Below are 12,749 nucleotides of genomic sequence, written 5' to 3'. Positions count from 1 at the left end.
TTCCTTCAATATAAGTTAATTCTTTTAGTTAAACCGCTGCCGCACCGGCGACGATCTCGGACAGTTCCTTGGTAATCGCGGCCTGACGGGTCTTGTTATAGACCAGTTTCAGCTCGCCGATCACGTTACCTGCGTTGTCGGACGCTGCCTTCATCGCGACCATGCGCGCCGATTGCTCGGACGCCATGTTTTCCGCGACGGACTGGTAAATCAGCGCCTCGACATAACGCACCAGGAGTTCATCGATCACACTTTGCGCATCCGGCTCGTAGATGTAGTCCCATGCCAGTGACGTCTTGTCCGCTTCCATCTTTTCGGACGCCAGAGGCAGGAGTTGATCCATCCGCGACTCTTGCTTCATCGTGTTGATGAACTTGGTGTAGAACAGGTAGACCGCGTCCAGTTTGCCTTCCACGTACGCATCGAGCAGGACCTTGACCGGGCCAATCAGCTTGTCCAGATGCGGCGTATCGCCGAGCTGGACAGCCTGGGCCACGACCTTGGCGCCGATGCGATTGAGGAAACCGAGACCCTTGTTGCCGATCGCGACTGCTTCGGTCTTGATGCCTTGACCTTCGAGTTCACGCACCTTGTTGGTCACCATCCGCAGCACGTTGGTGTTCATGCCGCCGCACAGACCCTTGTCGGTCGTGACGACGATGATACCCACCGTCTTTGCTTCGTTTTGCTGAACCAGGAACGGATGCGTGTACTCTGGATTGGCTTGCGACAAGTGAGCGGCGATGTTACGAATCTTGTCACTGTACGGGCGGGCCGAACGCATCCGGTCCTGCGCCTTGCGCATTTTGGATGCGGCGACCATTTCCATCGCCTTGGTGATCTTCTTCGTACTTTCTACGCTCTTGATCTTGCCGCGTATCTCTTTGCCTGCAGCCATGAGTAATTACTCCTTAGCCCGGTGATCAGAAGGTTTTCTTGAAGGCGGCAATCGCGGCGGCGAGTTCTGCTTCGCCGTCTTTATCGAGTTGCTTGGTGTCTTCAATCTTCTTCAGCAGAGCAGCGTGGCTGGTCTTCATGAAGTTATGCAGGCCGGCTTCGAATGCCAGCACGCGCTTCACGTCGATATCGTCGAAGTAACCCTTGTTCACCGCGAACAGCGATACGCCCATCAGCGAAATCGGCAGCGGCGAGTACTGGGTCTGCTTCAAGAGTTCGGTCACGCGTGCGCCACGGTCGAGCTGCTTGCGGGTCGCTTCGTCGAGGTCGGAAGCGAACTGCGCAAACGCGGCCAGTTCACGGTACTGCGCCAAGTCGGTACGGATACCACCGGACAGATTCTTGATGACCTTGGTCTGTGCAGCACCGCCGACGCGCGACACCGAAATACCGGCGTTAATCGCGGGACGGATACCGGCGTTGAACAGCGAGGTCTCCAGGAAGATCTGGCCGTCGGTAATCGAAATCACGTTGGTCGGAACGAATGCGGATACGTCGCCGGCTTGCGTTTCGATGATCGGCAGCGCGGTCAGCGAACCGGTCTGGCCCTTGACGGCGCCGTTGGTGAACTTCTCGACGTAGTCGGGGTTCACGCGAGCAGCGCGCTCCAAGAGACGGGAGTGCAGGTAGAACACGTCGCCCGGATACGCTTCACGGCCCGGCGGACGGCGCAGCAGCAGCGAAACCTGACGGTATGCCACAGCTTGCTTGGACAGATCGTCATAAATGATCAGCGCATCTTCGCCGCGGTCGCGGAAGTATTCGCCCATGGTGCAACCGGAGTACGCGGCGATGTATTGCATTGCGGCGGATTCGGAAGCGTTGGCGGCAACCACGATCGTGTATTCCATCGCACCGTGCTGTTCCAGCGCGCGCACGATGTTCTTGACGGTCGATGCCTTTTGGCCGATCGCGACGTAGATACACGTCATGTTCTGGCCCTTTTGGTTGATGATCGCATCAACCGCAACGGCGGACTTACCGGTTTGGCGGTCGCCGATGATCAGCTCGCGCTGGCCGCGGCCGATCGGCACCATCGAGTCGATTGCCTTCAGGCCGGTTTGCATCGGTTGCGACACGGACTGACGCGCGATAACGCCCGGTGCCACTTTTTCGATCACGTCGGTCAGCTTGGCGTTGACCGGACCTTTGCCGTCGATCGGCTGGCCCAGGGCGTTGACCACACGGCCACGCAGTTCGGGGCCGACCGGCACTTCCAGCACGCGGCCGGTGCACTTGACGGTGTCGCCTTCGGAAATGTGCTCGTATTCACCCAGGATAACGGCGCCGACGGAGTCGCGCTCGAGGTTCAGTGCGAGGCCGAAGGTGTTGCCCGGGAATTCCAGCATCTCGCCTTGCATCGCGTCGGACAGACCGTGGATGCGGCAGATACCGTCGGTCACGGAAATGACCGTGCCTTGATTGCGAATCTCAGCGCCTTCGCCAAGGCCTTGAATCCGGCTCTTGATCAGTTCGCTGATTTCAGACGGGTTGAGTTGCATAATAACTCCTAAAATTTGTTTCTCTGCTTACGCTAGCGTGACAGGCTCACGACGCCAGGGCGGTGTACATTTGCTGCAGCTTGGCGCGTACCGAGGTATCCAGCACTTCGTCGCCTACTGCCACGCGTACGCCACCGATCAGCGAACTATCCACTTTCACGGACGGATTGAGCTTGCGGCCAAATTTCTTCTCCAGCGTCGCCACCAGGTCGTTCACCTGAGCGCCGGTCAACTCGAACGCGCTCGTGATTTCCGCATCGGCTGCACCTTGCGCCGCATTCTTCAATGCGTGGAATTGCGCGCCGATTTCCGGCAACAGCGTCAGACGGCCGTTTTCGACCAGCATCCCGACGAAGTTTTTCGCTTCGGGGGAAACCTTGGACTTCAACAGCGACAGGAACGTTTCGACAACCTGCTGATCCGGGATTTTCGGATTGCTGGCGAATGACTTGACGTCAGGGAGAGCGGCAACGGCGGCCATCTCCGACACGAGGTCGGACCAGGCGGCGAGATCGCCGGATTGGGCTACACGGAACAGTGCTTCTGCGTAAGGACGAGCAATCGTTGCGAGTTCGGCCATGATTACAGCTCAGTCTTCAGTTGGTTCAGCAGATCGGCGTGCGCCGCTGCATTTACCTCACGTTTCAGAATCTGCTCGGCGCCTTTGACCGCGAGGGTCGCGACCTGCGCGCGCAGTTCGTCACGTGCACGAATCACTTGCTGTTCTGCGTCTGCTTTGGCAGCGGCGAGGATGCGCGCGGCTTCGTCAGATGCAGTCTTCTTGGCTTCTTCGATAATTGCTGCAGCGCGCTTTTCAGCGTCGCCGATACGCTTCTGGCCTTCGTCGCGGGCGGAAGTCAGTTCAGCCTGCGCGCGCTTTTCGGCGGCAGCCATCTCTGTCTTGGCACGGTCGGCGGCGGCCAAACCATTCGCGATCTTCTCAGCACGTTCGTCGAGCGCTTTCATCAGCGGCGGCCACACGAATTTCATCGTGAACCACGCGAGGACGAAGAAGACCACGAACTGCGCAAACAAGGTTGCATTCAGGTTCACGGTGTTTTCCTTCTCAGAATAACGAGCGCCGAACCAGGAGGGTTCGGCGGATGGAAATCAGCTATAAGCCGTATTACTTCGCGATGAACGGATTTGCGAATGCGAACAGCATTGCGATACCAACACCGATCAGGAACGCCGCGTCGATCAGACCGGCCAGCAGGAACATCTTGGTCTGCAGGGTATTCATCAATTCCGGCTGACGTGCGGAGGCTTCCAGGTACTTACCACCCATCAGAGCGATACCGATACAAGCACCGATAGCACCCAGGCCGATGATCAAGCCGCAAGCCAGAGCAACAAAAGAGATGTCAGTCATTTGATTTCCTTCAGAAGGTTAAGGTTAAAAATAAAAAACTAAAAAATTACAGCTACTATCTTTCGATTCTTTAGTGGGCTTCGTGGGCCTGGCCGATATACACGAGCGTCAGCATCATGAAGATGAAGGCTTGCAGGAACACGATCAGAATGTGGAAGATCGCCCATGCGGAGCCGGCAATCACCTGGCCGATGAAGCCGAAGGCGGTGGCCATCGAGCCCAGCAATGCGATCAGCAGGAACAGCAGTTCGCCGGCGTACATGTTGCCGAAAAGTCGCATGCCGAGGGAAACGGTGCGTGCCAGGTATTCGATCAGGTTCAGCAGCACGTTGAACGGCGCCATGTAGATGCCGAACGGTGCCGCAAGCCACTCATGCAGCCAGCCGCCGACGCCCTTGATCTTGAGGTTGTAGTAGATCACCACGGCCAGCACACCGAGCGACATGCCGAGCGTGCCATTCAGGTCGGCGGTCGGCACCACGCGATGGTGGGTTTCGATGCCAAGCAGGCGGAAGATGCCGGAGAACAGGTCCACCGGCAGGAAGTCGAGCGAGTTCATCAGCGCGACCCAGACGAATACGGTCAGCGCGAGCGGAGCGATGAAGGTGCGGTCGCCGTGGATGATCGACTTGGACTGGTCTTCGACCATTTCCACGACCATTTCGACGAACGCCTGGAAGCGGCTTGGCACGCCGGACGTTGCCTTGCGTGCGGCCAGCCACATCAACAGGCAGCCGACCACGCCCATCGCGATGGACCAGAACACGGTGTCCATGTTGATGATTGAAAAATCGACGATCTTTTCTTGATGATGGGTGGAGAGATGTCCGAGGTGGTGGACGATATATTCGGACGCGGTGGGGGCGTGTTCTGCAGCGTGGCCCGCTGCTTCAGCCAGTTCGTTTGCCATGTCAGTGCCTAAATAATAAGATGATGTAACTCTTCAGCGCCACGATGAAGGCGGCGATCAGCGCCAGCCAGTTCAAATCGCGGTACAGCCAGACCACCGCGCCCAGCAGCGCAATGGTCAATGCAATCTTAATAAACTCGCCGATGAAAAAAGTCATCGGATTGACAGCGCCCGGCTTTTGCGCGTTCGTAAACAGTCGCAAGGCAAACAAGCCGTTCGGCACTACACAGCACAGCCCACCGAGAAGCGCGGATATCAGCGCATGCACTCCGCCAAGCATGCCGGCAATCAGTCCGGCGATGACCGTAGTCGCAAATTGCAGCAGGACGATGCGCAGCATAAGGGTCCAAAATCGTGCAATCCGGGGAGCCTTTGTTCTATTCAGACTCTCGCTACGGGCCGCGGTGTTTCCTGGTGGTGCATTTTTGTGAAACCACGGGATTATAAGTGTTTTCCACAGTGAGCGTCAAACCTTTGCCGCGACGAAATTTGAGCAGTCCCCTACCGTAAAACTACGGTAGTGCATGCTTCCGTCGTACCTGTCCACATCGTTATCTAGGTTAGCAAGGCATGCGCCGCACCCCAATGACGCTCGAGGTAATACTTTTCTATAGACATGAAAAAAGAGCGGGCAACAACCCGCTCTGTTACTCGCCCTGCCGCAATGGCCCTACTCGCCTCGCAGCTTTGCGATCAGTCCGTCCAGTGCATCGAGGTTCGCGAAATCGATGACGAGCTGGCCCTTGTTCTTCGCGCCGAGCTTGATGGCGACTTGGGTGGCTAGCGCATCGGACAACTCTTCTTCCAGGCGGGCAATGTCGCGCGACTTTTCCTTGCCATTGCGCGGTTTGGCCGTCGCTTCGTCGGATGCCTTCGCCACCAGCTTTTCGGCATCGCGCACGGACATGCGCTTGGCGACGACCTGGTTTGCCAGCGTGATCTGGGTCGCGGCATCGACCGCCAGCAAGGCGCGCGCATGGCCCATGTCGATGTCGCCGGCCATCAGCATGGTTTGCACCGGCTTGGCTAGATTCAACAGGCGCAGCAGGTTGGACACGGCGCTGCGCGAGCGGCCGACCGCGCCGGCGGCCTGCTCATGAGTGAAACTGAAATCGGTGATCAGGCGCTGGATGCCTTGCGCCTCTTCCAGCGGGTTCAAGTCTTCGCGCTGGATGTTTTCGATCAGCGCCATGGCGGCGGCGGCTTGGTCGTCGACATCCTTGACCAGCACCGGGACATCGGTCAGGCCGGCGATCTGGGCGGCGCGAAAGCGGCGCTCGCCGGCAATGATTTCGTACTTGTCGGTGCCGTTGTGTGCAATCGGGCGCACCAGGATCGGCTGCATCAAGCCCTGCGCCTTGATCGAGGCGGCCAACTCGTTCAACGCGCCCTCATCCATGCGCGTGCGCGGCTGGTACTTGCCGGCCTGCAGTTGCGCTACATGGAGGGTCGCAGGCGCGCCCTGCACATTGGGAACCGCTTCCTCGAAGTCGGAGGAGCCGCCGAGCAATGCATCGAGCCCGCGCCCGAGTCCCTTGGATTTTTTGGTAGCCATAAGCTTCTTCAGTTACATGGATTTGATGCGCTGAACCATCTCGGCACCGAACGCGATATAGGCTTGCGCGCCCTTGGACGAGGGATCGAAGGACACGCCGGGCATGCCGTAGGACGGGGCTTCGGCCAGGCGCACGTTGCGCGGGATAATGGTCTTAAAAACCTTGTCGCCGAAATGCTGTTCCAGCTGTGCCGACACTTGCTGCGACAGGGTCATGCGCGGATCAAACATTACGCGCAGCAAGCCGATGATCTTCAGGTCGGTATTGAGCTTCGCGTGCACTTTCTTGATGGTGTTGACTAGGTCGGACAAGCCTTCCAGTGCGTAATACTCGCACTGCATCGGGATGATCACGCCGTGCGCGGCGCACAAGCCGTTGAGCGTGAGCATCGACAGCGCGGGCGGGCAATCGATCAGCACAAAATCGTACTCGGCATCGACTGCGGCAACAGCATCTTTCAAGCGCTTTTCCCGGTTCTCGAGTTCCACCATTTCCACTTCCGCGCCTGCCAGTTCACGGTTGGCGGGTAACACGTGAAAGCCGCCGTTGCCGTCAGTCTTGCGCGCAGTCTTGATATCGGACAATCCCAGCAGCACTTCATAAACCGATGCGTCGAGTTCGGACTTGTTGATGCCGGCACCCATGGTCGCGTTGCCTTGAGGGTCGAGATCGATCAGCAATACGCGCTGATCGAGTTGGGCCAAGCCGGCGGCGAGATTGACGGCAGTGGTGGTTTTGCCGACGCCGCCTTTCTGGTTGGCGACGCAGAAGATTTTTGCCATGGGGTTTTAATTGGTAGTGAGTTTGATGCCAAAGCCGATCAGAAACACGCCAGCCGCTTTCGATGCATATGCGGCAATACGCCGATTGCGCGCAAGCTTGCGCGCAGCAACATTGCCAATAAGTACTAATAGGCTGCCGTAAAACAAGGTGCAGCTGGAAATCACGATTCCCATTGCGATGAAAGTCGCACTGCCTTGATGGGTGGCAGGATCGATAAACAATGGAAAGAAAGCCATATAAAACACAATCGCTTTCGGGTTAATCAAGGTAACGAGAAATCCGCGGCGAAAATCAGCGGCATTCGAAAATGGTACGGCTCCGCCACCCTGCTCCGGTTTCGCGATCATCAGTCGGATGCCGAGGTAAGCCAGATAAGCGGCACCGAGGTACTGCATACCTTTGAACAATAACGGGTTCGCCTGCAACAGGGCCGCCACACCGATTGCAGCGAGAAACATCAGGACGACATCGCCCAGCATCAGTCCAGCCAGCGAAACAAAACCGCCGCGCACACCATGCTTGCCGGTGGATGTCAGCACGCAAAACGTCCCGGGCCCGGGCAGCATGAGAAACACCATGGTGGCAATAATTAATTGCCGTACGTCAGTGATGCCAAGGGCGTGAAACATGTCGATCATTGTGGCTCCCTCCGTTGAATGAAGACAAGATGCCGTTCCGCATGCAGGTCCGGCACCTGTAATGCACTTACCTTAACCACTTGCCACGGAGCAGGCAGGCGTGCGATTTCCGCGTCTGGCGCGATACCTTTCATGGCGATGAAACATCCCTGTTCCTGCAACAAGTGACCGGACCAGCTGACGAAGTCGGACAGATCGGCGAATGCGCGCGACGTGATCACATCGAACTTTTGTGGCACCTGCAATTGTTCGACGCGACCGGTATACACCTGAACATTGGCCAGGTGCAGCTCTGCTTTGACTTGAGTGAGAAAGGCGGTTTTCTTGTGCACGGTGTCGATCAGCGAAACGCGCATGTCGGGACGTGCGATGGCCAGGACAATACCGGGCAAGCCGCCACCAGCCCCCACATCAAGGATGTTGTGCGCATGGGCGAAGGCAGGCAACACTGCGAGCGAATCGAGCAGGTGTTGCGTCACCATTTGCATCGGGTCACGTACGGCGGTCAGGTTGTACACACTGTTCCACTTCGCCAGCAATGCGAGATAATCGAGCAGCTGCGACAGCTGCGTGTCGCTAAGCGACAGATGCAGTGCCTGTACTCCGACGTGCAACACCTGTTGCAACTTGTTTCGGTCAAATTCGCGCATATCAAGCCGCCGCAAATTCCTTGAAACCACCCTTTTTCAAGTGGACCAGCAGCAAGGAAATCGCCGCAGGTGTTACACCGGAAATGCGGGAAGCTTGCCCCAGTGTTTCTGGCCGGTGTTTATTCAGCTTTTGCCGTACTTCAATCGAGAGTCCGCGTACTTCCATGTAGTCCAAGCTGGCAGGCAATTTGAGATTTTCGTAATAATCGTGACGCTCGACTTCGCGCGCCTGACGGTCGATATAGCCTGCGTACTTGACCTGGATTTCGACTTGCTCCTTGACCGCTTCGTCGGATACGCCGGGCCCCGCCAGTTCCTGGCCGTTCACCCCTTTCAGCGTCATCAGGTTGTCGTAACTCACATTCGGGCGGCGCAGCAAATCAGTGAGCGCATACTCGCGCTCGATAGCCTTTCCCAACACACGTTCGGCTTCCGATTCTTCCACTAGACGGGGATTGACCCAGGTGGATTTGAGGCGCTCCAGTTCACGCGCCACGGCATCGCGTTTCCGTTCGAACATGGCCCATTGGGCATCCCCAATACATCCGAGCTGCCGCCCGATTTCGGTCAGGCGCATATCGGCATTATCTTCCCGCAGGCTTAACCGGTATTCGGCGCGGCTGGTAAACATGCGGTACGGCTCTTGCACGCCTTTCGTGATCAAGTCATCGACCAGCACGCCGAGATAGGCTTCGTCGCGGCGCGGCGTCCACGCTTCGCGCCCCTGCGTGTAGAGTGCAGCGTTGAGACCGGCGAGCAAGCCTTGCGCCGCCGCTTCTTCATAGCCGGTGGTGCCATTGATCTGGCCGGCAAAAAACAATCCCTGAATAGCCTTGGTTTCCAGAGAGGACTTCAAGCCGCGCGGGTCGAAGTAATCGTATTCGATGGCATAGCCAGGCCGCAGAATATGGGCATTTTCCAAGCCGCGCATCGAGTGCACCAAGTCGAGTTGCACATCGAACGGCAGGCTGGTCGAAATCCCGTTTGGATAAAACTCGTTCGTGGTCAGGCCTTCCGGTTCCAGGAATATTTGGTGCGCATTCTTGTCGGCAAATCGATGGATCTTGTCTTCAATCGACGGGCAATAGCGTGGGCCGACACCCTCGATGACGCCGGTGTACATTGGGCTGCGGTCCAGGCCGTTGCGGATAATGTCATGCGTGCGCTCGTTGGTGTGGGTGACCCAGCATGGCAATTGCCGAGGATGCAGATCGACGGACCCCATCACGGAAAACACCGGGATTGGATCGAGGTCGCCCGGCTGTTCTTCCAGAACGGAAAAGTCGATCGTGCGGCCGTCGATGCGCGGTGGCGTGCCAGTCTTCAGGCGCCCTTGCGGCAGCTTCAATTCCTTTAAGCGCGCAGACAGGGAAATCGCCGGCGGATCGCCGGCACGTCCAGCCGAGTAGTTGTTGAGGCCGACGTGGATTTTTCCATCAAGAAAGGTCCCTGCCGTAAGGACCACTGCTCGGCTGCGAAAACGAATGCCGACTTGAGTAACAGCGCCGACCACGCGATCGCCTTCGACCATCAAGTCGTCAACGGCTTGCTGAAACAACCATAGATTGGGCTGGTTTTCCAGCCGCCCGCGAATCGCCTTCTTGTACAGGATGCGGTCGGCCTGGGCGCGGGTGGCGCGCACGGCAGGTCCCTTGGACGAATTCAGGATGCGGAACTGGATTCCGGCTTCATCGGTCGCGATCGCCATGGCGCCCCCAAGCGCATCGACTTCCTTGACCAAGTGGCCCTTGCCGATGCCACCAATCGAGGGATTGCAGGACATTTGTCCCAGTGTTTCGATGTTATGGGTGAGTAACAAGGTTTTCTGTCCCATGCGGGCAGAAGCTAGCGCAGCCTCGGTGCCAGCATGGCCGCCGCCGACAACAATGACGTCAAATTCTGTAGGAAAAAACATAGTTCGCCTCGGCGAGACTGGAGTGCGGGATGTGCCATACATGGCGCGCTCCGGGATTTGGACTGGCAGTTTGCATGCCTGGAGGCGAGATTATAAGGCTTTTTCTTGTATCGCCTGCGCCGCCTGCTATTTCGGTGAGCGTTTTTGTTTCACGTGAAACAGTATTAACGACATTAGGATGCGGCGCACACCCTGGATGAAAGTTTTTTATGTTAATTAGTGAAACGGGCAAGCAGGAAACCAATAATAAAGGCGAAGCCGATGCCGATCATCCAATAACCCCAGTGTAGTTTTTCTCGTTTTCCCGGAGTTGCGGCAACTGCCTGTTGGCGACTCGCCGATGCACGGCGCGGCTTGTCAAAGTCGCGCATGTGTTCAATCGGGTTCGCGTATTGCGGGCGTTGCGCCCTCACCTCGGCTCCTAGCGCGTCGGCTTGCTCGATCAACGCCTCGTCCATGATGCCGGTCGTGGTCACAGGAGAAATAGTCCCGGCCGGTGCCCCCACAAAAGCCGGTTCCTGCGCAGCTCCAGGTAACCAAACCAGCCGCTGTGCGCCCTGCTGCTGCGGCATGTTGGTGGCAGAAATGGCCGGGCCGAAGATGCCGAAATCCTCTTCGGGATCGAAGGAAATGATCGTCAGCGGATCGGTAGATTCCTGTTGAATGAAACGGTCTATGACCGTTTGCTCCATTTCTTCCGGTTGCTGTCCTTCGATGGGAAGGAACACTTCCAGAATCAACTCCTTTTTATGCAAGGTGGTTAGTGCCCTCTGGAAGCGTTCTTCGGTCAGTACTGGCAGCTTGTTGCGCACTCCCTGATAAGACGTCGTTCCATCGACCATAATCAGCACGAGCCGCTCGCTCTGTGTCAGACGACGCTGCTTTTCATAAATCTCGTCGCGCCCAGCTTGAGTGCGCTGAAAAATCACGGTCGGCTCAAACATTGTTACTCCAGTTATACGTAATGTTTCACGTGAAACATCCGCTGCACTTACACTTACTGCTTCGGAAGCGCCATCGAACAGGGCGAGGATATTACACCTAGAAAATAATAATCCTATCCGTGCGCGCATTTGCCCGCTATACCAAATCCACCACAGTGCTGTCTGCCCGTCACTTTCTCTATGCGCGCAATAATCGCCATCTCCCATTTTCAAGGGAGCGAAGGCGATGCCGATGAGCCGCGGGCACATCGATCTTCGGCTTGCTACAATAAAAAACCAACTCTCAGGAGACATCATGACCAGCATGGCAGCGTTCAGAGCATTTGCATTCAGTACCGTCCCTCATCTCGTGAGTGAAACCGGCGCAATAAAAAACATCGGTGCGCTCGTTTCCCAACAGTTTCCAGATGTACGCCGCGCCCTGATCGTCACCGATGCCGGCTTTTTGAAAACCGGCTTGATCGAAGCACCGATTTCCAGCCTGCGCGCCGCCGGCTTGGCAGTCGCCATCTATTCCGACGTTGTCGCCGACCCACCGGAAACAGTGGTGCAGCATGCCGTTACTGAAGCTAAAAAGAATGAAACCGATATCGTCATCGGCATCGGCGGCGGCAGTTCGATGGACGTTGCCAAGCTGATCGCCGTATTGGCGGGCAGCGAGCAGGAATTGAAAACCATGTATGGCATCGGCAATGTCAAAGGCTCCCGCCTTCCACTGGTGCAAGTGCCAACGACTGCCGGAACCGGCTCCGAGGTCACCCCCATCGCCATCGTCACGACCGGCGCCACGACCAAGATGGGGGTTGTGTCGCCGCAGTTGTATGCCGACCTCGCGATCCTCGATGCAGAATTGACGGTCGGCTTGCCACCCAAGGTCACCGCCGCCACCGGCATCGACGCCATGGTACATGCCATCGAGGCGTACACGACCAAGCACAAAAAGAATCCCTTGTCTGACATGCTGGCGTGCCAGGCAATTTCATTGCTTTCAAGTAATATTATCACTGCCTGCGAAGATGGCAGGAATCTGGCCGCGCGCCAAGCCATGCTGCTGGGCGCAATGCTCGCCGGACAATCATTCGCCAATGCGCCATGCGCCGCCGTGCATGCCCTCGCCTATCCGATCGGCGGCATATTCCATGTGCCGCACGGCTTGTCCAATTCGCTTGTATTGCCGCACGTACTGCGTTTTAACGCGCCGCATGCTTCCAATCTCTACGCGGAGCTGGCTGAAATCGTCGCACCGGGAATCAGTGGCAGCGCCGAAGCGCGCACCCAGGCCTTGATCGACAGGATGGATACGATCGCCAGGAAAACCGGCATTGAAACCCGGTTGCGTGAGGTCGGCATTGCTGAGGCCGATCTCGATCGCCTGGCGGACGACGCGATGTTGCAGACGCGACTGTTGACCAACAATCCGAGGGAAGTGACGCGCGCGGATGCGCGTGCGATCTATGCAGCGGCGCTGTAAAGCGGATTTGGCCGCGAACGATGAGAACGGGTAGGGTGTGCCGAGGCACGC

14 protein-coding genes are annotated in these 12,749 nt (G+C 57.4%); 1 reads left to right on the top strand and 13 read right to left on the bottom strand.

Annotated elements, in window-relative coordinates:
* Positions 1-28: 28 nt before the first annotated feature.
* The 13 genes from atpG to FAY22_RS18795 form a co-directional block, all read right to left on the bottom strand.
* Positions 29-898 (bottom strand): F0F1 ATP synthase subunit gamma, encoded by an 870-nt coding sequence (gene atpG / locus FAY22_RS18855; protein ID WP_146332051.1) that lies wholly within the window; start codon positions 896-898, stop codon positions 29-31.
* Between the two features lie 25 nt (positions 899-923).
* Positions 924-2,459, bottom strand: coding sequence for a F0F1 ATP synthase subunit alpha (atpA, locus tag FAY22_RS18850; RefSeq protein WP_146332049.1), 1,536 nt, complete (start codon positions 2,457-2,459; stop codon positions 924-926).
* Between the two features lie 46 nt (positions 2,460-2,505).
* Complete coding sequence (locus tag FAY22_RS18845) at positions 2,506-3,039, bottom strand: F0F1 ATP synthase subunit delta (RefSeq protein ID WP_146332047.1); 534 nt, start codon at positions 3,037-3,039, stop codon at positions 2,506-2,508.
* A gap of 2 nt (positions 3,040-3,041) precedes the next feature.
* Entirely contained in the window at positions 3,042-3,512 is a 471-nt protein-coding gene (locus FAY22_RS18840) for a F0F1 ATP synthase subunit B (RefSeq protein ID WP_146332045.1), read from the bottom strand.
* Positions 3,513-3,585: 73 nt separating this feature from the next.
* The gene (atpE, locus tag FAY22_RS18835) at positions 3,586-3,831 is read right to left on the bottom strand and encodes a F0F1 ATP synthase subunit C (protein ID WP_040040588.1); all 246 of its coding nucleotides are present in this window, start codon (positions 3,829-3,831) and stop codon (positions 3,586-3,588) included.
* Positions 3,832-3,901: 70 nt separating this feature from the next.
* Entirely contained in the window at positions 3,902-4,741 is an 840-nt protein-coding gene (atpB, locus tag FAY22_RS18830) for a F0F1 ATP synthase subunit A (protein ID WP_146332043.1), read from the bottom strand.
* Between the two features lies 1 nt (position 4,742).
* Positions 4,743-5,081: an ATP synthase subunit I gene (locus FAY22_RS18825; RefSeq protein ID WP_146332041.1), complete on the bottom strand. Its 339-nt coding sequence runs from the start codon at positions 5,079-5,081 to the stop codon at positions 4,743-4,745.
* A gap of 330 nt (positions 5,082-5,411) precedes the next feature.
* Positions 5,412-6,296 carry a ParB/RepB/Spo0J family partition protein gene (locus FAY22_RS18820; RefSeq protein ID WP_146332039.1) on the bottom strand — a complete coding sequence of 295 codons (885 nt, stop codon included), beginning with the start codon at positions 6,294-6,296 and terminating at the stop codon, positions 5,412-5,414.
* A 12-nt stretch (positions 6,297-6,308) separates the two neighbouring features.
* Positions 6,309-7,079 carry a ParA family protein gene (locus tag FAY22_RS18815; RefSeq protein WP_146332037.1) on the bottom strand — a complete coding sequence of 257 codons (771 nt, stop codon included), beginning with the start codon at positions 7,077-7,079 and terminating at the stop codon, positions 6,309-6,311.
* 6 nt (positions 7,080-7,085) lie between these two features.
* Positions 7,086-7,718, bottom strand: a complete 633-nt coding sequence (gene leuE / locus FAY22_RS18810) for a leucine efflux protein LeuE (RefSeq protein ID WP_146332034.1) — start codon at positions 7,716-7,718, stop codon at positions 7,086-7,088.
* Positions 7,715-8,368 carry a 16S rRNA (guanine(527)-N(7))-methyltransferase RsmG gene (gene rsmG / locus FAY22_RS18805; RefSeq protein WP_146332032.1) on the bottom strand — a complete coding sequence of 218 codons (654 nt, stop codon included), beginning with the start codon at positions 8,366-8,368 and terminating at the stop codon, positions 7,715-7,717. Before rsmG ends, leuE begins: the two co-directional genes overlap by 4 nt.
* A 1-nt stretch (position 8,369) precedes the next feature.
* On the bottom strand, positions 8,370-10,283 hold the full coding sequence (gene mnmG / locus FAY22_RS18800) for a tRNA uridine-5-carboxymethylaminomethyl(34) synthesis enzyme MnmG (RefSeq protein ID WP_146333534.1): 1,914 nt from the start codon (positions 10,281-10,283) through the stop codon (positions 8,370-8,372).
* A 212-nt stretch (positions 10,284-10,495) separates the two neighbouring features.
* Positions 10,496-11,227, bottom strand: a complete 732-nt coding sequence (locus FAY22_RS18795; protein ID WP_146332030.1) for a hypothetical protein — start codon at positions 11,225-11,227, stop codon at positions 10,496-10,498.
* A 304-nt stretch (positions 11,228-11,531) separates the two neighbouring features.
* On the opposite strand from FAY22_RS18795, the gene FAY22_RS18790 reads away from it, so the two are divergent.
* Complete coding sequence (locus tag FAY22_RS18790) at positions 11,532-12,698, top strand: iron-containing alcohol dehydrogenase (RefSeq protein ID WP_146333533.1); 1,167 nt, start codon at positions 11,532-11,534, stop codon at positions 12,696-12,698.
* Positions 12,699-12,749 lie beyond the last annotated feature (51 nt).

The organism is Noviherbaspirillum sp. UKPF54 (genome assembly GCF_007874125.1).
Classification (GTDB): domain Bacteria; phylum Pseudomonadota; class Gammaproteobacteria; order Burkholderiales; family Burkholderiaceae_D; genus Noviherbaspirillum.
This window is presented reverse-complemented; position numbering and strand designations above follow the sequence as displayed.

What these genes read in the sequence shown, in the direction of transcription:
- atpG (WP_146332051.1), bottom strand. Translation starts at nt 898, where the DNA reads ATGGCTGCAGGCAAAGAGATACGCGGCAAGATCAAGAGCGTAGAAAGT.
- atpA (WP_146332049.1), bottom strand. Translation starts at nt 2,459, where the DNA reads ATGCAACTCAACCCGTCTGAAATCAGCGAACTGATCAAGAGCCGGATT.
- FAY22_RS18845 (WP_146332047.1), bottom strand. Translation starts at nt 3,039, where the DNA reads ATGGCCGAACTCGCAACGATTGCTCGTCCTTACGCAGAAGCACTGTTC.
- atpE (WP_040040588.1), bottom strand. Translation starts at nt 3,831, where the DNA reads ATGACTGACATCTCTTTTGTTGCTCTGGCTTGCGGCTTGATCATCGGC.
- atpB (WP_146332043.1), bottom strand. Translation starts at nt 4,741, where the DNA reads ATGGCAAACGAACTGGCTGAAGCAGCGGGCCACGCTGCAGAACACGCC.
- FAY22_RS18825 (WP_146332041.1), bottom strand. Translation starts at nt 5,081, where the DNA reads ATGCTGCGCATCGTCCTGCTGCAATTTGCGACTACGGTCATCGCCGGA.
- FAY22_RS18820 (WP_146332039.1), bottom strand. Translation starts at nt 6,296, where the DNA reads ATGGCTACCAAAAAATCCAAGGGACTCGGGCGCGGGCTCGATGCATTG.
- FAY22_RS18815 (WP_146332037.1), bottom strand. Translation starts at nt 7,079, where the DNA reads ATGGCAAAAATCTTCTGCGTCGCCAACCAGAAAGGCGGCGTCGGCAAA.
- leuE (WP_146332034.1), bottom strand. Translation starts at nt 7,718, where the DNA reads ATGATCGACATGTTTCACGCCCTTGGCATCACTGACGTACGGCAATTA.
- rsmG (WP_146332032.1), bottom strand. Translation starts at nt 8,368, where the DNA reads ATGCGCGAATTTGACCGAAACAAGTTGCAACAGGTGTTGCACGTCGGA.
- mnmG (WP_146333534.1), bottom strand. Translation starts at nt 10,283, where the DNA reads ATGTTTTTTCCTACAGAATTTGACGTCATTGTTGTCGGCGGCGGCCAT.
- FAY22_RS18795 (WP_146332030.1), bottom strand. Translation starts at nt 11,227, where the DNA reads ATGTTTGAGCCGACCGTGATTTTTCAGCGCACTCAAGCTGGGCGCGAC.
- FAY22_RS18790 (WP_146333533.1), top strand. Translation starts at nt 11,532, where the DNA reads ATGGCAGCGTTCAGAGCATTTGCATTCAGTACCGTCCCTCATCTCGTG.